Annotated in this window: 19 protein-coding genes and 1 riboswitch; of the genes, 12 read left to right on the top strand and 7 right to left on the bottom strand. The window is 45.0% G+C overall.

All coding sequences use genetic code 11. The features are described from left to right. Positions 1-92 precede the first annotated feature (92 nt). Positions 93-284, bottom strand: a complete 192-nt coding sequence (locus KP77_RS15185) for a YwbE family protein (RefSeq protein ID WP_041123598.1) — start codon at positions 282-284, stop codon at positions 93-95. Between the two features lie 329 nt (positions 285-613). Here KP77_RS15185 and KP77_RS15180 point away from each other — a divergent pair, with 329 nt between their 5' ends. The 6 genes from KP77_RS15180 (at position 614) to KP77_RS15155 (ending at position 5,671) form a co-directional block, all read left to right on the top strand. Further along, positions 614-796, top strand: coding sequence for a hypothetical protein (locus KP77_RS15180; RefSeq protein ID WP_041123597.1), 183 nt, complete (start codon positions 614-616; stop codon positions 794-796). A gap of 19 nt (positions 797-815) precedes the next feature. Then, entirely contained in the window at positions 816-1,118 is a 303-nt protein-coding gene (locus KP77_RS15175; RefSeq protein ID WP_041123596.1) for a DUF4212 domain-containing protein, read from the top strand. Between the two features lie 58 nt (positions 1,119-1,176). Further along, a complete protein-coding gene (locus tag KP77_RS15170; protein ID WP_041123595.1) occupies positions 1,177-2,853 on the top strand; it encodes a sodium:solute symporter family protein in 1,677 nt (558 codons plus the stop codon). Next, a complete protein-coding gene (locus tag KP77_RS15165; protein ID WP_041123594.1) occupies positions 2,822-4,696 on the top strand; it encodes a DUF294 nucleotidyltransferase-like domain-containing protein in 1,875 nt (624 codons plus the stop codon). The genes KP77_RS15170 and KP77_RS15165 overlap by 32 nt, the downstream gene beginning before the upstream one ends. Before the next feature lie 13 nt (positions 4,697-4,709). Then, positions 4,710-5,360 (top strand): 3'-5' exonuclease, encoded by a 651-nt coding sequence (locus KP77_RS15160; protein ID WP_041123593.1) that lies wholly within the window; start codon positions 4,710-4,712, stop codon positions 5,358-5,360. 98 nt (positions 5,361-5,458) lie between these two features. Further along, the gene (locus KP77_RS15155; RefSeq protein ID WP_041123592.1) at positions 5,459-5,671 is read left to right on the top strand and encodes a hypothetical protein; all 213 of its coding nucleotides are present in this window, start codon (positions 5,459-5,461) and stop codon (positions 5,669-5,671) included. A gap of 289 nt (positions 5,672-5,960) precedes the next feature. Here the strand turns inward: KP77_RS15155 and KP77_RS15150 are convergent, their stop codons facing one another. Next, positions 5,961-7,334, bottom strand: a complete 1,374-nt coding sequence (locus KP77_RS15150; protein ID WP_041123591.1) for a dipeptidase — start codon at positions 7,332-7,334, stop codon at positions 5,961-5,963. 626 nt (positions 7,335-7,960) lie between these two features. On the opposite strand from KP77_RS15150, the gene KP77_RS15145 reads away from it, so the two are divergent. The 3 genes from KP77_RS15145 (at position 7,961) to KP77_RS15135 (ending at position 11,949) form a co-directional block, all read left to right on the top strand. Then, entirely contained in the window at positions 7,961-9,226 is a 1,266-nt protein-coding gene (locus KP77_RS15145) for a hemolysin family protein (protein WP_041123590.1), read from the top strand. Positions 9,227-9,545: 319 nt separating this feature from the next. Continuing rightward, a riboswitch (SAM riboswitch) is annotated at positions 9,546-9,652 on the top strand. Positions 9,653-9,922: 270 nt separating this feature from the next. After that, on the top strand, positions 9,923-10,981 hold the full coding sequence (locus KP77_RS15140) for an LLM class flavin-dependent oxidoreductase (RefSeq protein WP_041123589.1): 1,059 nt from the start codon (positions 9,923-9,925) through the stop codon (positions 10,979-10,981). Positions 10,982-10,992: 11 nt separating this feature from the next. Next, on the top strand, positions 10,993-11,949 hold the full coding sequence (locus KP77_RS15135; protein ID WP_041123588.1) for an ATP-grasp domain-containing protein: 957 nt from the start codon (positions 10,993-10,995) through the stop codon (positions 11,947-11,949). Between the two features lie 33 nt (positions 11,950-11,982). On the opposite strand, the gene KP77_RS15130 is transcribed toward KP77_RS15135, so the two are convergent. Continuing rightward, positions 11,983-12,789, bottom strand: a complete 807-nt coding sequence (locus KP77_RS15130; protein WP_041123587.1) for an alpha/beta fold hydrolase — start codon at positions 12,787-12,789, stop codon at positions 11,983-11,985. A gap of 167 nt (positions 12,790-12,956) precedes the next feature. On the opposite strand from KP77_RS15130, the gene KP77_RS15125 reads away from it, so the two are divergent. Both KP77_RS15125 and KP77_RS15120 read left to right on the top strand, forming a co-directional pair. Beyond that, positions 12,957-13,283 carry an ArsR/SmtB family transcription factor gene (locus KP77_RS15125; RefSeq protein ID WP_041123586.1) on the top strand — a complete coding sequence of 109 codons (327 nt, stop codon included), beginning with the start codon at positions 12,957-12,959 and terminating at the stop codon, positions 13,281-13,283. A 79-nt stretch (positions 13,284-13,362) separates the two neighbouring features. Beyond that, a complete protein-coding gene (locus KP77_RS15120) occupies positions 13,363-14,226 on the top strand; it encodes a permease (protein ID WP_041123585.1) in 864 nt (287 codons plus the stop codon). Between the two features lie 164 nt (positions 14,227-14,390). Here the strand turns inward: KP77_RS15120 and KP77_RS15115 are convergent, their stop codons facing one another. The 4 genes from KP77_RS15115 to KP77_RS15100 form a co-directional block, all read right to left on the bottom strand. Further along, positions 14,391-14,675 carry an iron-sulfur cluster assembly accessory protein gene (locus KP77_RS15115; protein ID WP_041123584.1) on the bottom strand — a complete coding sequence of 95 codons (285 nt, stop codon included), beginning with the start codon at positions 14,673-14,675 and terminating at the stop codon, positions 14,391-14,393. A gap of 100 nt (positions 14,676-14,775) precedes the next feature. Then, positions 14,776-15,195 (bottom strand): arsenate reductase (thioredoxin), encoded by a 420-nt coding sequence (gene arsC, locus KP77_RS15110; RefSeq protein WP_041123583.1) that lies wholly within the window; start codon positions 15,193-15,195, stop codon positions 14,776-14,778. A gap of 373 nt (positions 15,196-15,568) precedes the next feature. Next, the gene (locus KP77_RS15105; RefSeq protein ID WP_041123582.1) at positions 15,569-16,864 is read right to left on the bottom strand and encodes an arsenic transporter; all 1,296 of its coding nucleotides are present in this window, start codon (positions 16,862-16,864) and stop codon (positions 15,569-15,571) included. An 18-nt stretch (positions 16,865-16,882) separates the two neighbouring features. Then, the gene (locus KP77_RS15100; protein WP_041123581.1) at positions 16,883-17,230 is read right to left on the bottom strand and encodes an ArsR/SmtB family transcription factor; all 348 of its coding nucleotides are present in this window, start codon (positions 17,228-17,230) and stop codon (positions 16,883-16,885) included. 347 nt (positions 17,231-17,577) lie between these two features. On the opposite strand from KP77_RS15100, the gene proC reads away from it, so the two are divergent. Further along, a complete protein-coding gene (proC, locus tag KP77_RS15095; protein ID WP_041123580.1) occupies positions 17,578-18,387 on the top strand; it encodes a pyrroline-5-carboxylate reductase in 810 nt (269 codons plus the stop codon). Positions 18,388-18,410 lie beyond the last annotated feature (23 nt).

Raw genomic sequence — 18,410 nt, 5'->3', positions numbered from 1 at the left:
CAAACTTCGACGTATAGTGTAATTAGACCTACCCCATTCCAATGCAAAAAAGCGGTCCGGAGACTAACCTCCGGACCGCAGCGTCATCAAAATCAGTAAACCTTCTTCACGCGACCAACCTGTCCATCCTCAAGACGCACTTTGATGCCATGCGGATGGCTTGGTGAATTTGTTAAAATATCTTTTACTGTACCAGTGGTCAGGTTACCTGATCGCTGGTCTTTTTTTAAGACAATATCCACCTGTTTGCCGGGAGTGATATCGCTTCTTTTCTGACCGTTCATGTGAAAAACCCCGTTTCAATTTTTGTTCAGTATATCACAAAATGCACTTCAAACCGCAAAAGTCCAGAGAAGAAAATTACTTTGAATTCGAAAAAAGTTTCGTCAGTTTTCTTTATTAATACAGTTTTAAAGTATTTCTTTACAAAACGGTATGACAACCTTTTTATAGAAGTACAGGTAATGAAAGGGTGACTGTTACAGGACTAAATACCCTTTTCAAGTTGTGAACAATTCTTGACATCAGGTGCTAATTGAATGAATAAGGTAAAAAGGTCGAATATTCATACTTTTTTACAACAAAATGATAACGCTTACAAAAGGGGGATTATATGTTTTCAGTATGGTTTATTGGAATACTCACTGTGTTGTCAGTCTTCTTTGCATTGAAGCTGAAGAAGAAGCTGCTGTTTACACCTTTGATTGCTGTTGCAGCGCTTCTCGTGGTTGAAATTGCAAAGGTGCCGATGCCGTTTTGGGACACGGTGACATTTATTTTTGATTTAAGGGGCTAATTGGAAAAGGGGGAGAAATATGAAGAAGATTGACAAGAAAGTGGCTGATTCTTATTTCAAGACACGTACAACGCTCATTATGATTTATCTGGCGATTGGAGCGACTGTTTCATACGGTGTTGTCCTGTTTGCTGAGCCGCTGTCAGAGATTACGTTCAACGGCATTCCGCTCCACTATTATATGGGTGCACAGGGTGCTGTGCTGACGTTCATTATTCTGCTGTTTGTCAATGCGATTGTCAGTGACAGAGTCGATAAAAAGTATGGAATCGATGAAGCGCGTAACGAATCAATCGGGTCAGGAAAAACAGTTGATCATTAAAGGGGATAATCGACTGGACAACTAAAATGGATAGTAAGTCATTCAAAGGGGGAAGAGAATGGATACTCAGTTTTTAGTATCATTGGCATTTATACTTGTTACATTTGGACTTTACATAGGAATTGCCATTTATAATCAGGCAAAAGCAACTTCTGACTTCTACGTAGCCGGGCGTGGGGTCCCGCCGATCTACAACGGGATGGCGATCGGTGCTGACTGGATGAGTGCAGCTTCATTCATCGGGATGGCCGGAACCGTCATGGTTATGGGGTATGACGGGCTCGGATATATTATGGGGTGGACCGGGGGTTATTTATTACTAACCTTCCTGATGGCACCTCAGCTTCGTAAATACGGCCGCTATACAGTGCCTGAATTCATCGGGGACCGTTATGGCAGTAATCTGGCACGTCTGATTGCAGCCGTTGCAACAATTATTATCAGTTTTACTTACTCAATTGGACAGATGTCAGGGTCAGGTGTTGTTATTGGCCGTCTGCTTGAAGTGGATTACCGGATCGGGACAATTATCGGCGCCTGTCTGATCGCCTTTTACTCTGCACTTGGTGGGATGAAAGGGATCACGTGGACGCAGGTAGCACAGTATGTGGTGTTAATCACAGCTTATCTGGTACCGGTTATTTTCATGGCGTTGCAGCTGACAAATAATCCGCTGCCTTGGGTTTCTTACGGATCAATCATTGAGGAAATGAGGGTACTCGACAGGGAGCTTGGTATTTCTGAATACGTCGTACCGTTCACAGAAGGAACCAAATGGCAGTTCCTGGCGCTGATGTTTACATTGATGGCCGGTACTGCAGGACTGCCTCACGTGATTGTACGATTCTATACAGTTTCAACAATGAAAGCTGCCCGCTGGAGTGGTGCATGGGCACTGTTATTCATTGGACTTCTTTACCTTTCTGCACCTGCTTATGCCGCATTCTCACGTTTTATCTTAATGACGCAGGTTGCAGGCTCACCAATTAATCAGCTTCCTGCATGGACTGCATCCTGGGTTGATACAGGTATGCTCCAGGTCGCCGATACAAGCGGGGATGGGATTCTGCAGTGGCAGGAACTTCAGATTGCCAATGACATTGTTGTTATGGCCACACCTGAAATCGCAAATCTCGGCGTGTTTGTGATCGGGCTGATGGCAGCTGGTGCAATGGCTGCCGCACTATCAACAGCAGGTGGTCTGATGATCGCTATTTCTGCATCACTGTCACATGATATTTATTTCCGTTCAATTAATCCGAATGCTTCAGATAAAAAACGTCTGGCTGTCGGCCGCTGGTCAATCGTCCTTGCTTCACTTGCTGCAGGTGTGATTGCGCTTAATCCACCGGGGGCAATCACACAGATTGTGGCCTGGGCATTCGCACTCGCATCGGGATCATTCTTCCCTGCGCTGCTGCTTGGTGTGTGGTGGAAGCGTTCGAATGCGAAAGGGGTTATTGCAGGGATGCTGGTCGGGTTGTCTGTTACGCTCGGTTACATCTTTGCTGCCAAATACGGAGGATTTACAATCCTGGGTATTATCGATACAGGTGCCGGCGTATTCGGAGCATCAGCAGCCATTATTACTAACGTAGTTGTATCACTTGCAACAAAACCGCCTTCACAGAAGATTCAGGAGGAGGTTATCGACCTTCGTTATCCTGAACAGATGACCTACCGGGACGGAGAGGTGTGGCTTGATGACGGAAGCGACGTACCGCCATCCACGTGATGGTGAACCGATCAAAGCATTTATCAAAGAGACACCGCTTTTTAAAAACAGATCTGATGAATCGTTCAGCAGGCTCTATCAGGCATGTCAGGAGCGGCAGTACGACAAAGGTGTTTTAATAGCGGATGCACGTAAAAAAAGGGAAGGAATTCTGCTTATCACATCCGGCCTTGCGGAAGTGTATGCATCAGGGTTCCAGAATGAAAGAGAAGTGCTTGAGCTTGCAGGTCCCGGCGAAATTGTCGGGCTTGCAAGTATCAGTACGATGTTAAAACCATCGGATGAACCGGTTAACACAGTAGAGATCCTTGCGCTCGAAACAACGCAAGGTCTGTTCATCCCTTACAATGTACTGAAAGAGCTCTGGGGGGAGCCTTCTGTACAGCAGTACTTTCTTGAAAAAACGATCTTCCGCCTGCAGGATGTATATCAGTCTCTGACTGAACAGATGCAGCAGGCTGGATGGACTGAACAGCAAAAGCAGGTATTTCAGCGGGTGCAGGACATGATGTCCTCCCCGCTGCTTACCGTTTCAGCTGACAGCACCATCGAAGAAGCAATTGTCTTTATGACCCGTCACGCGCTGAGTGCAGCTGTCTATGTGAAAAAAGACACGCCATATATTGTGTCAATGAGAGAAGTCATGAAGGCGATCGCTGACAAAAAGCCATTGCAGGACAACCTGTCTGATATCGGGAGAAAATGTGCAGTGATTAAGCGAAGTGCCTACTATTATGATGCACTCTCAGTTTTTCAGCTTGAGGGAGACCTTCGGCATATCGTCGTGCTTGATGACAGAGAGCGTCCCGTTGGCATGCTGACGTTGTCTGATGTGCTGAAACAGCGCCACCGCTCTATTCAGCATTTAATGAAAGAGATTTACTCACTTCAGCCTGATACGCTCGGAAAGCTGTCAGCCGATCTGAAAAAAATGGCTTCCCGTTTAATTGAAGAACGTGCAAGTATCCGCCTGCTGTCTTCAGCTATGACACCGTTATTTGACCAGCTCACCGTACAGATTCTGAATGAAGCGGTCAGACAAACCGGGGAGCCGCCATGCGATTTTGCCTTCTACCAGATGGGGAGTGCCGGGCGTGGAGAACAGTTTCAGATGACAGACCAGGATCACTTCCTTGTTTTTGAAAAGAATGGAGAGACAGAAGAAGCTTATTTTAAAAAGCTGGGGGCTGCTGTTACATCACTGTTGGAAATGGCCGGATTTTCATTATGTGACGGAGATATGATGATCAGTAATCCGATATGGAGAGGGTCAGTATCAGACTGGCAGCAGCTGATCAGGAGGTGGGCGCTGCGCTCGACTCCGCAAAATATCTTATACGCCTATAATTTTTTTGCGATGAGACACCTGTATGGCAGTGCTGAAGTCCATCATGCATTTATCAGCGGGATTGAAAAAGAACTGAAGCATTCAGGAGTGCTGCTCAGGCAAATGGCAGAAGAAATCAGATCCACGCCAATCCCGTCAATTGATCACCGGATAAGAAGCCTGCTGCTGCGTGAAGGAAAAGTGATCGATCTGAAAAAGCAGGTGCTTTTTCCATTCCATCATGCACTTCAGATCAGCTCGATCCTTGCAGGAGTGATAGAAGGATCAACTGCTGAGCGAATCGCCAGGCTGACGGAAAAAGGAAGAATAGAAGATGAGACAGAGTTAAAGGAGAGTGTTGATTTTATCCTCTCGCTCAATCTTCAGCGCAAACAGGAAGGCACTTCTGAAGTCAGGCCCGATCATCTGACTTCCCGTGAAAAAGCAATACTGTCCAGATCTCTCGAAACGCTGCGGAATTTTCAGCAGTCAGCAGTAAGGGAACTGGGCGTGTGAAGGAGGAAGCGTCATGCAGATATGGTCTAAGAAATTTGATGATCAGATCATCACAGATATTCCGCTTTCCACTCCACTGAATGAACTGAATCTGCTCGTTGTGGACACTGAAACTACCGGATTCGCAGTCGGAAAGAGTGACCGTCTGATTGAAGTGGGGGCAGTGCCGGTATCGGGTTTAAAGGTACTTGAAAAAGAAGCGTTTCAATCATACGTGAATCCGAAAAGGGATATTCCACCTGTCATTACAGATCTGACGTCAATTACTGCAGCGGATGTGGAGGGAGCCCCTGATTCAATGGAAGTTATTGAATCGCTGTTTGAAAAAGGCAGGGAGTTTCAGACGCATGCTCTTGCCGGTCACTATCTTTCTTTTGATCTCCTGGTCTTAAAACATGAGCTCAGGCGGAATTCTCTCCGCTTTCAGGAGCCGCCGGCAATCGATACGCTTGATCTTTTGTCATATCTAGTGCCGACCTGGGAGATGAAGGATCTTGCTTATTATGCGTCGGTTTTTGAAACAAGAATGTATGATCGTCACACAGCACTTGGGGATGCGATGACCGCTGCTTACTTGTTTTGTGAGCTTTGTGAACGCGTAAAGGACAGGGGAATTAAGAACTGGGGAGAGCTTCTCGCACTCAGGTCATCAAGAACGATATGACTTTTGAATGAAATGCTCTGGAAATGGTTTGACAGTCTTTGTTATGTGGGAATAGTAAGGTGCACGAAGTAAATTGAGAGAAGAGAGGATTGTCAGAGATGACACTTCAAAGCATTTTACAGGAATTCCATACATTAAAAGCAGAAGTCATCCCAGTAGATTTACTAGATGAAAGGTATGCAGACTTAATGATCCGGATGGAGCAGTCATACAAGATTCCTGATGTGATTACAGAAGAATGGGAACAAAAAAATCGGTCGGTCAGTACGGTGTACAGGTTGATCGCAAGCAACCGGCTGATGGATACTTAATAGTTGAGAGAACCGTTTGGCGATGGTGCCAGGCGGTTTTTTGTTTGGGGTTTTTGGGTGTGGTTCGTGGGAAAACCGGTGGTGTTCGGCGTTCAACTGCTGATGTTCGGCGTTCAGGCAGCCATGTTCGACGTTCAACCGGTCATGTTCGGAGAAAAACCACGAACGTTCGCAGAAAAGTGTAAAAAGACCTATCCGCCCGCCGCCCCACATCTCCACCATTTTCCAAGCTGGTATCCGCAAGCATCACAAAAAACCGCCACCCCAAAAGGAGCGGCGGCAAAATTACTTATTTCTTCAACACTTCAGGAAGCGTGCTGTAATAATCCGCAATTACGCGCAGCCCCTGATCAAAGTTTTCGAGATGGAAATGCTCATTTGGCGCATGAAAGTTCTCGCCCGGCAGTCCAAAGCCCATAAGCACGATCGGCTTTTGGAGAATCTGGTCAAAAGTTGCGACGATCGGGATAGAACCCCCGCCACGGATAAACTGTGTTGGGACACCGTATACTCTTTCATACGAGGCGCCTGCAGCCTGAATCGCAGGGTGATCATACGGCGTTACATATGGTGCACCCTTATCAAATGGTGTGACTTCAACAGTGACACCAGGAGGCGTATGGGCGTTGACGTGCTTTGTCAGCAGCTCTACGATTTCATCTGGATCCTGATGTGGAACTAAGCGGCATGTAATTTTTGCGTGAGCTTCGTTTGGCAGAACTGTTTTAATACCTTCACCTTCAAATCCACCCCACATACCATTGATCTCAAGGGTTGGACGTGTCCACATGCGCTCAAGTGAGGTATAGCCTTTTTCACCGAATAGCGCATCAATTTCAAGTTCTTTCTTCAAAGCTTCGTCAGAAAAGTTTAATGCTTCATAAGCTGTCTTTTCTTCATCAGTAAGCGGTTCGACTTTATCATAGAAGCGGTCGACCTGAATGACACCGTTCTCGTCACGGAATGAGTCCAGCAGTCTGACAAGCGCATGAAGTGCGTTTTGTACAGCGCCGCCATAAAGTCCTGAATGAAGGTCGCCTTTCGCGCCTTTCACATCGATCTGGACTCCGGCAAGACCACGCAGGCCGTAGCAGATCGCGGGCTGACCTTTTTCCTGCATGCCTGTATCTGAAATTACAATGACATCTGATGCAAGCAGGTCCTGATTTTCTTCAACAAACTTAGGAAGGTTCACGCTGCCGATCTCTTCTTCACCTTCGATTAGAAACTTCAGATTAACCGGCAGACTGCCTTTTTCCTTCAATAATGCTTCAACTGCTTTTACGTGCATAAATGATTGCCCTTTATCATCCGTTGCGCCGCGCGCGAAAATTTTATTGTCGCGGATCGCAGGCTTAAATGGTTCCGTTTCCCACAGGTGAAGCGGGTCAACAGGCTGCACGTCGTAGTGACCGTATACTAAAACGGTTGGTGCGCCTTCTGCATGAAGCCAGTCTCCGTAGACAACTGGATGTCCTGCTGTCTGGATCATCTGTACGTTTTCCATACCGATCTTACGCAGATTTTCTGCAATCCATTCGCCGCCTTTTAATGTATCCTGCTTATGTTCTGAAAGAGAGCTGACGCTTGGGATCGAGAGCCATTCTGTCAGTTCTGCAAGATGGCGGTCACGATTGTGTTGAAAGTATTGATCTAATGTCATGTTCAAACACTCCTTAATAAAATTTGACAGTGTATTGGTGCTCTGTTATGCTAGTGGTTGATCGTTTTACGGGAGCGGTTGTTCGGCGGATATCGCCAGCCGCCATAATTAAATAACAAGGTCTGGAAATCCAAGGCCTGAATTCAGCGTCTCATCTTCTGATGACGCTAAGCAGTTAAGCTATTTCACCGATTGAAGCAAAAACCCTCTAAAAAACCGGGGTCGTTGCCCGGAGCAGTACTTCAAACTACTACGCAGATGACTGTGCACTTCTAAAGGTTCTATCTCACCGAACCGATTCAGACCAAAAATTCCAGATTACTTTAAGAACGTATTAATCGTTTTAAAGTAATATCTGATTCACACTGGCGCAGCTTCGGAGCTGCAAGGACGAAAGAGAGGCTAGGGCTTTCGTTGTTTTAGGTATTATGTAATGCCGCTCCCGTAATGCAGATCACCAATCCTCTTTAACATTACTCCACATTTTAATTCATTTCAATTTACTTTCCCTTATCGACAAAAAGATTGATTTTTCAGTATATGACAGTGGAATTTTCAGAACGGATAGTATACGCTAGTGCTATCTATATTTTTTACATACTGCTAATTAACCAGGAGGAATATCGTTGGAATTTATAGCCATAGCTGCTCTGCTTTTTGCCTCATTCTTTTTATCAGGGAGTGAGACAGCGCTTACTGCTGTTAACAAAATGAAGGTTAAGACCCGTGCCGAACAGGGTGATCGTGCGGCTGAAAAGCTGTTAAAACAAGTATCAAAGCCGGATCAGATGATCACGACAATCCTGATTGGGAATAATATTTCCAATATCCTGTTACCTGTACTCGTGACTGTTATTGCCATTGAGTACAATGTTGAGGTAGCTCTGGCAACCGGGATCCTGACTGTAACGTTAATTATTTTTTCGGAAGTGCTGCCAAAAACGATTGCAGCTACGTTTGCAGACCGCATTGCTTATATTGTTGCTCCGGTCATCCGGGTTCTCATGACGATCTTTAAGCCAATTACATGGTTTTTATCTAAGTTTACAAATATCGTCATCCGCATTCTTTCAAAAGGTGATATTAAGGAAGCCACGATTACCAAAGAAGAGCTTCGTACAATGGTTGATATCGCATCAACTGAAGGGACATTTTTAGGTGATGAATCACTTCGTATTAAAGGTGTGCTTGATTTTCAGAAAAAGGACGTAGGCGATGCAATGAAAACGCCGCGTGTTGATATTATCGGGATCCCGATTGAGACGACTTATGAAGAAGTGCGTGATTATGTCATTGATAATCCGTATACGCGCTATCCTGTATATAAAGAAAATATGGATAACATCGTTGGTGTGTTTCATTCCAAGCAGGTGATTGAATGGTCACTGACGCCTGAGAAGCCGCTGACTGAATTTATGGATAATGATCCACTATTCACAGTTGAGACAACATCAATTGAACGCATTTTCAAACGGATGCTTCAGGCGAAAAAGCATTTCGCGATTGTGCTTGATGAGTATGGCGGTACGCTTGGTATCATCACGCATGAAGATATTATTGAAGCGATGATCGGCCAGGAGATTGCTGACGAAAATGATGATGAAGAAGAGTCATGGATCGATGAGCTGACAGAACGTACAATTGTCTGCCACGGTAAGCTGAATATTCACAGGCTGAATGAAGTATTTTCAACTAAAATTCCTGAGGAGCAGGATGTACTTGCCGGATTTGTGCTAAAAGAAATCGGTCATTTACCTGAAGAAGGCGATGAATTTGATTACCAGCACCTGCGTGTTACTGTTCTTGAAATGGAAAAGAACAAAATTACCAAAGTCCGCATTGAAAAGCGCGTGATCGATGGAATTGAAGATGATAAAGATATTGAAAGCTGATGGCAGATGCCATCAGTTTTTTTGTATATATTTATATTAATTATAGAAGTCATATATAAAGTTTGAATCGTAACACTTCAGTTTATTGAAATCTAAGTGCAGCGGAGCGTAGGGCGGTGACTCCGGGACGATTAGAGGGAAGCTGAGACCCCGCAGCCGAAGGCGAGGAGGCTCAGCAACCTCCGTCCGGAAAGCATCCGCCCGAAGCGCAGCGAAACGGTTCATGATATTTCGTTTATAGAATAGATTAGAAAATTCACACATTAAGTATTGACTAAATCCAAGTGATGTTATAGGATTAGCGTATTAAAGTGAATAGCTCTTATCGAGAGTGGTGGAGGGATATGGCCCTGTGAAGCCCGGCAACCGCTGACATAGTCAGAAAGGTGCTACATCCATCAGGTGAGATCACCTGAAAGATAAGACAGGAGTAAAAAGGTTCTTCTTCTGTCTGTCGCAGAGGGAGTTTTTTTATTTTGGCTATGTTAAAGCCCAATGTTGTTTTAGCACAGCTGTTGATTGCAGCGGAAGGGGGACGACTCCAGCAGGAGCAGCGTGACAGGTGAGACCCCGCAGCGCGAAGTGCGAGGAGGCTCACCGCACGCCCTGCGGAAAGCGTTCCCCCTGCAGCGGAAAGCAACAGCCACCTTTAACAGAGCTTTTATTTTAACCAGCACATAAGGAGAGTGGATCAAGATGAAATATGGTTTCTGGCTTCCGATCTTTGGCGGATGGCTGCGCAATGTAGAAGATGAAAACATGCCACCGACATTTGACTACGCGAAAAAAGTGATACAGTCAGCAGAAATGTGGGGATACGATACCACACTGATTGCTGAACTGTACCTGAACGATATAAAAGGACCGGAACGCGATTCCATCGAAGCCTGGTCCACTGCGGCTGCACTTGCAGCTGTAACTGAAAAAATTGAAATCATGACAGCAATCCGTCCGGGATTCCATAATCCGGCAGTTGCTGCAAAAATGGCTTCAAATATTGATCATATTTCTAACGGCCGCTTTACGCTGAATGTTGTATCTGCGTGGTGGGCTGAGGAAGCAAAGCAGTATGGCGGTGCTTTTACAGAGCATGATGAGCGTTATGAGCGTACGGATGAATTTCTGACGATCTTAAAGGGATTATGGTCTGAAGAAACCTTCAGCTTCAAAGGGAAATATTATGATATTGAAAATACAAAGCTCGAGCCAAAACCTGTTCAGCGTCCAAATCCGATTCTGTATGCTGGTGGAGAGAGCCCGCGCGGTAAGCAGTCAATCGTGGAACACTGCGATTCATATGTAATGCACGGTGGAACGCTTGAGGAAATTGAAACAAAGATTGCTGATATGAAGACGCGTCGCGCATCTGCCGGTAAAGATCCTTTTGGTTCATTTGGAATGGCGGCCTTTATTATCTGCCGTGACACTGAAGAAGAGGTGCAGGCTGAGCTTGAGCGCATTACGGATGTAAAAGACGTAAGCGGCTATGCGGGTTACAACGATTTTGTCAGCAAGTCACAGCTTGAACAACAGGTCAAACTGATGGACTATTCCGTATCAAACCGCGGACTCAGACCGAATCTGATCGGCACACCTGAACAGATTGCCGACCGGATTGTTGCTTTTGAGAATGCGGGACTGGACCTGTTGCTGCTTCAATTTTCACCACAGCTTGAAGAGATGAAGCGTTTTTCTGAAAAAGTGATGCCACTGGTTGAAAAGAAGCGGAAGATACAGCAGGAAATCAACATTTAGGGGGGAACAGCATGAGTAAAGCGTATGTACTGCATGAAAACGATGAGTGGACGATTCATTTAACGAAGCGGTTGGATGAGCTGAATGTACCTTACGAAGTGTGGCATCTGGATCAGGGGATTGTCGATCTCACGGAAGAACCGCCTGAAGGGATTTTTTACAGCAGAATGAGTGCTTCATCCCATACGCGTGGTCACCGCTTTGCACCGGAATTGACTGAGTCAGTGATTGCCTGGCTTGAACAGCACGGACGAACGGTATTAAACGGTTCACGTGCGCTGCGTCTTGAAGTCAGTAAGGTTAATCAGTATACAGCCCTTCAGCTGAACGGAATCAAAACGCCTGATACGATTGCGGCAGTTGGCCGTGAGCAAATTATAGAAGCAGCAGAGAAGCTTGATAAGCCTTCATTCATCACCAAGCACAACCGCGCCGGTAAAGGACTTGGCGTTCAGCTGTTTCACTCGATTGATGCACTGAAACAATATGTGAACAGTGATGATTTCGAGCTGCCGATTGATGGTATTACGCTCATTCAGGAATATATTGAATCGCCTGAATCCTGCATTACCCGCTGTGAGTTTGTCGGTGGAAGATTTGTCTATGCTGTTCGTGTAGATACGTCAGAAGGCTTTGAGCTTTGCCCGGCAGATGCGTGCCAGATTAATGATCTATTCTGCCCGGTTGGTGAAGAAGTGGAAGAGAAGCCGAAGTTTCAGGTGGTAAAAGATTTCAATGAACCTTTACTGATTACACAGCTTGAGTACTTTTTATCTAAAAATGACATTGCCGTTGCAGGTATTGAATTTATTAAGGATGCTGACGGTGAGATTTATGTATATGATATTAATACAAACACGAATTACAATGCGGATGCTGAAGCAGCGCATGGTACCTATGGCATGCTTGAGCTTGCAAAGTTTCTGAAGAAAAAGCTTGAGCGTGAATATTCGGTTGTGGAAGCTTAATACATGAAAAAGCCCTGCGTGCAGGGCTTTTTATTACGTCCGCAAAAACTGCAGGATTTCTGCGTTCAGCTTTTCTGTTTCTTCAAAAACCAGTCCGTGACCGCTTTCTTCGAATTTTACTAATTGTGCATCCTTCAGGTGAGATTGTAGATACTCAGAAAAATCGATTGGACAGATCTCATCGTTTGTGCCGTGTAATAACAGAACTGGTACGGTTACATGTTCAAGGTCACCGCGGCCATCTTCATCCCGTAAGGCTTCGGCAGAATGAATGGTTCCATGGGCAGATGCCTGCAGGCCGAGTGTGCCAAACCAGTGTTTAAAAGCGTCTGATTGCTCCTGGTGGAAGAACATACCGCCGAACTCCTCTAAAAATGCCGGACGGTCTTTCTGAATGCTTTCAATCATCCCGTCAATTTCTTTTGCTTCAATTCCATACGGGAAGTCATCTGTTTTTGTAAAGCGCGGTGCAGCCGGTGCAAGAAGCATCAGCTTCGTGATCCCGTGCTGCTGGTGACGCGCCATATACCTGAGGGCGACAGGCCCACCCATTGAAAAGCCTGCTAGCACTGCATTCTCAAGCCCTAATTGATCGATTACTGCTTTTACATCATCAGCTTTCCGGTTATAATCATAGCCGCTCCACGGTTTATCAGACTGTCCGTATCCACGGAGATCAATTCCGATAAAGCGGTATCCGAGATTCACGATTTCATTGATTTGATACTCAAACATGCGGTGATTCACAGGCCACCCGTGAATGAAAATAACCGGCTGACCTTCTCCGATATCTTCTACAAATAGTGATACGCCTTTTTCAACTTCAATGCGATGTGACATCATAAAACCTCCTGTATTCAGATAAAGGTTTTATACCCGAAGTTTTTTCTGACAAACCAGTTACTTACAGTTTATTGATCAAAAAAATTTGATTTAATGATTGACAAAAAATTTTTTCGAGCATATGATTTAAATATCAAATAAATTTGATGCAAAGGAGTATTCACATGACCACTCAAATTCCTGTCCCGACTGAAGAAACGTTTGTAAAATATGAAAAGAAATTTAAAGCTTTAGCTGATCATAAAAGACTTGAGATCCTTCATCTGATTCAGCAGCACGGCTCGCTATGTGTATGTGATCTGGCGGAACACATCGATATGTCCCAGTCAAAGCTCTCTTATCACTTAAAGCAGCTGCTTGACGCAGGTTTTTTGAATGTAGAAAAAAAGGGTACGTGGAATTATTATTCTATAAAAGATGAGGGAGTCAATGAAGTGCTGTCACCGGCGTTATGCTGTTTATTCAGAAACGATGAGCAGTGCTGTGAATAATCGGAGCAGGTAAATGCTTCGGTTTAATCTATACATCAAATAAAATTGATTTATTAATCAAAAAAAGTTGATATAAGGAGTGAGAACATTGTTTGAATCATTTTTATGGATTGCACTTGAACTTACTGTTTTGTTCGTCGTTATTTCATTTGTTCTTTCATTGCTTCAGTCATTTATTCCATATGAGAAAGTAGAACACTATCTGAGAACAAGGTCTAAATGGAAAGCGGGGGCGTTTGCGATTGTGTTTGCATTTATCACACCATTTTGTTCATGCTCAACGATTCCGGTTGTGGTTAATATGCTACGGAATAAAGTACCGTTCGGTTTAACAATGGTATTTTTGTTCGCGTCGCCGCTGCTTGATCCGACCATTCTGACAGTGATGGGTGTCATACTCGGGTGGGAAACAGCTGCTATTTATACAGCAGTCACAGCTATCTTTTCAGTAATGTTAGGATTTACACTTGAACGTCTGGGATTTGAAAAGTATGTGAAGCCGGTCATGGTAGAAGGTTATCAATCTAAACATAAAAAATGGGATGTAAAGAAGGCACTCAGTGAAACAGGTCAGATGATGAAGTCGGTCTTTCCGTTTTTGATCATTGGCGCTGCGATTGGTGCAGGGATTCACGGATTGGTACCGGCTGAATGGATTGCCGAGAATTTTGGGCATCAGGAATGGTGGCTCATTCCACTTGCTGCATTACTCGGAATCCCGCTGTATATCAGGCTTTCAAGTATGATCCCGATTTCACAGGTATTGTTGTTAAAGGGTATGGCACTCGGGCCGATTATGGCACTGCTGATCAGTTCAGCAGGAGCGAGCCTGCCGGAAGTCGTCTTGCTGAAGTCTATATTTAATATCCAGCTTGTTGCTGTATTTGTCTTATCTGTTTTAACAATGGCTTCTGTATCAGGGTTTATCTTTTACTTCATTTAAAGGAGGTGGTATTCAGTGTTGAAAAAATTCATTTCAATCATTAAGCCTGAGAGAAAAGAAAGCTGCTGCGATATAAAGATTGTAGAGATGAAAGAAGAGAAATAATCAAATTAATAAATCACCCGGGACACGTGTGTTCCGGGTGATTTTCTGACTAACCCATATTACATAATCTGGTCAGGTCCGCCGGTAATCACAATGCCCCGGCCTTCAGGCGTATCCTGAAGATCAAGTGTCAATTCTTCTGCCACGAATAAAATCTGTGGATCGATCGCTACCTTGATGCCGTTAATAGTCTGAATGACATCATTATCTTCAGGTACATCAAACGATAACCCGATTTCAGGACTGCCTTCTCCCTGTCCTGCAAAATAGACGCGGATATTTTCAGATTCATACTGGTGAAATAACGTTTTAAATGCTTCCTTTGCTTCATCTGTAATGATCATGAATGTCTTCCTTTCTCATTTTGCTTATACATTCATCATGTAAGAAAAAGCCGGGAAACGCAAGCATCATGCTGTTTTGGTGGAAGTTACATCCAGTATATTATTTGCCTGTTTCAGCGAATGTCTTGATTCTTGAACCGATCTCATCGCGTACTCTCTCGAAGAAAGCCCATTTCTCTTCTTCAGTACCTTCTGCTTTAGCAGGGTCATCGAAGCCCCAGTGTTCACGTGTTACGTGTGGTGGAGTGACCGGGCAGTGGTCAGCAGCATGTCCGCAAAGTGTAACCACTAGATCTGCGTTGTTCAGGATCTCAGGGTCGATTGTGTCAGAGGTCTGGTTTGAGATATCAATTCCAGCTTCATTCATTGCTTTCACAGCATTCGGGTTCAGCCCATGCGCTTCAAGACCTGCGCTCAGTACGTTCCATTCATCGCTTAAATATTTTTTACCCCAGCCTTCAGCCATCTGACTTCTGCAAGAGTTACCTGTACATAGAAAATATAATGTTTTTTTAGACATGAGAAACACTCCTCTTAGATTGTTTTTAATAAGTGGGCGGCTGATCTCCGTTTCAGGCGGACGCTTTCCGCGCGGCCGGCGGTGAGCCTCCTCGAAACTACGTGTCTGCGGGGTCTCACCTATCCGGCTAATCGCGCTGGAGTCACCGCCTTCCACTGCAATCACCGCTGTGGAATGAACTAATATGGTTTTAAGAAAACGCTGAATATTGAAGAGTAATTCAGCTGCCCCTCGGAGTGGAGGACGGAGACTCCCGCCCCAGGAAGGGACAGGTGAGACCCCGCAATGCGAAGCATGAGGAGGCTCACCGCCCGGGGGCAGGAAAGCGCAGTCCTCCACGGAGAGGGGCAGCGTTATTTTTAAAAACTTTTATTTACAAAATAATCAGCAACCATACATACAATCCAAACAACGTAATAAACAATGTCGGGATTGTCAGGATAATACCTACTTTAAAGTAGTAGCCCCAGCTGATGTTGAAGCCTTTTTTGCTCAGGACATGCAGCCATAATAACGTTGCGAGTGAGCCGATTGGTGTAATTTTTGGTCCAAGGTCAGAACCGATGACATTTGCATAGATCAATGCCTCTCTCACTGCGCCTGTTGTAGCTGTCTCCTGAATGGCCAGTGCGTCGATCATCACGGTTGGCATATTGTTCATGATCGAAGACAGGAAGGCTGCGATAAAGCCCATACCCATTGTGGCAGCGAGCAGCCCGTGATCAGCTGTTGCATCAAGGACGTCAGCGAGCAGACTTGTCAGGCCGACATTACGCAATCCGTAGACGACTACGTACATACCGATTGAAAAGAACACAATTGCCCACGGTGCATCTTTTACAACAGTGGTCGTATTCACAGCAGGGCTTCTTCTTGCAATCAGCAGGAAGATAATTGCAATGATGCCGGCAATGATTGAAACCGGAATCTCAGCGAACTCACTGGTGAAATATCCGATCAGCAGAATGGCAAGTACACCCCATGACAGGCGGAACATCTTAGGATCCTTCAGTGCCTCCTGCGGTTTGCGAAGCTGTGACAAATCATAATTTTCCGGAATGCTCTTACGGAAAAACAGCCAGAGTACCAAAAGACTTGCTCCGATACTGAAGAAGTTCGGAATTATCATCCGGCTTGCGTATTCTGCAAAACCGATGCCGAACAAGTCAGCAGACACGATATTCACAAGGTTACTGACGATCAGTGGAAGGGAAGCTGTATCAGCAATAAATCCGCTGGCCATAATGAATGGTAAGATCATTGCTTCCTTAAAATTAAGATTCCGCACCATAGCGAGTACAATCGGTGTCAAAATCAGTGCAGCACCATCATTTGCGAAAAAGGCTGCAACCAGTGCACCGAGTAATGTCACGTAAATAAACATCCTGATGCCGCTGCCTTTTGCAAAGCGTGCCATATGCAGCGCCGACCATTCGAAAAATCCGATTTCATCTAAAATCAATGAAATAATGATGAGTGCGACGAATGTCAGTGTGGCGTTCCAGACGATTGCTGTTACATCGGCCACGTCCTGCATGGAAACGACACCCAAAATCAGGGCGATCACAGCGCCACCCATTGCGGAGTAGCCGATCCCAAGCCCTTTTGGCTGCCAGATCACCAATGTTAAAGTAATAAGAAAGATCAATATTGCTAAAAATATATCCATTGAGAAACTCCTTTGAAATTAGTTACAGGAAACGCGTTTGCCTTTTTCGATCAGCTGTTCGAGATGGTGGTCCTGTGCAGGAAGCTGGTTCAAAATGATTCGGATCATCTCGTATCCTTCAAATGATTCATTCAGCGAATACACAATCCATTGTCCTTTCCGCTGTTCCTTGATCATGCCAATATCTTTCATTTTCCGGACATGCTGACTGACAGATGGCTGACTCATCTGAAAGATTTCAACGAATTCACATACGCAGCAGTCATGATCTGCAAGAATACGTAGCATCGTCAGACGGGTTTTATCACCCATCAGCTTCAAAGCTGTAGACGCTTTATCAATCGACATCGCTTCTTTTGCGAGCATGGCTCACACCTCCCAATATTCTATCCGTTGATTAGTATATAGGCATATGCTTATATACGCAATACTGTGATCGTATTTCTTTTGTAAATTTTATATGGCTGGCTGTGGAAGTTATACCTGCTGTGCAGTTTGTGACTGGCTTTCTCTCAAATAAGATCGCGTTTCAGATAGAGCTTTCAGGGAAAATATGAGATAGTAAACAAAACCAGTCACGAACGAAAGGGAGATGGACAATGGAAGGATTTCCGTTATTCAGCACATCGCTGATCTTAACAGTTATTACGATTGCAGTCGTTACGGCAGGCATTTTATATATCAGCTCGAGAAAGAAAAAGTAGGAGGATCACATGACACAAATCGGTTTTATCGGATGCGGCAAGATGGCACAGGCAATGATTGGCGGAATGATCCGTTCAAAAACAGTCAAGCCGTCTTCAATTATTGCGAGTGCTACCACGAAAGAAACGAGAGTAAAAGTATCAGATCAGTTTGGAATTGAAGTAACAGGAGACAACAGTAAAGTAGTTGCAGAAGCAGACCTGTTGTTTCTCGGGATTGCACCGGGCCTTCATCGTCAGATCCTACAGGAAGTCAAAGCTCATTTAACAGAAGAAACGGTCGTGATCACCATTGCGGCAGGCCTGACGACAGCTGATATTTCAGCGTTTGCTGAAAAGAAACTGAAAGTCGTCCGTTCGATGCCGAACACGCCATCACTTGCAGGGGAAGGAATGTCAGCGATCAGTACAAACGGGGAAGTAACTGATGAAGAACTTCAGACTGTACTCAAGCTGTTCCGTTCATTCGGCAAAGCAGAAGTGATTTCTGAAGATTTAATGGACTCAATTCCTGCGATCAGCGGCTCATCACCGGCTTATGTCTATATCATGATCGAAGCAATGGCAGACGGCGGTGTCCGTCAGGGATTACCACGTGATCAGGCCTACCGTCTCGCAGCCCAGGCGGTTCTTGGTGCGGCAAAAATGGTGTTAGATACAGGCAAACACCCTGGAGAACTGAAAGACCAGGTGACATCACCCGGCGGCGCTACCATTGCAGCAACAGAAGCCCTTGAAAAACATCGCTTCAGAGGTGCAATTCTGGAAGCGATGGAAAGCTGTACAGCCAGAGTGAAGGAATTAGGGCATAAAAAATAAGCAGAGCTGCGGCTCTGCTTATT

The sequence above is a fragment of the Jeotgalibacillus alimentarius genome, from assembly GCF_000829445.1.
In the GTDB taxonomy this organism is placed as follows: domain Bacteria; phylum Bacillota; class Bacilli; order Bacillales; family Jeotgalibacillaceae; genus Jeotgalibacillus; species Jeotgalibacillus alimentarius.
This window is presented reverse-complemented; position numbering and strand designations above follow the sequence as displayed.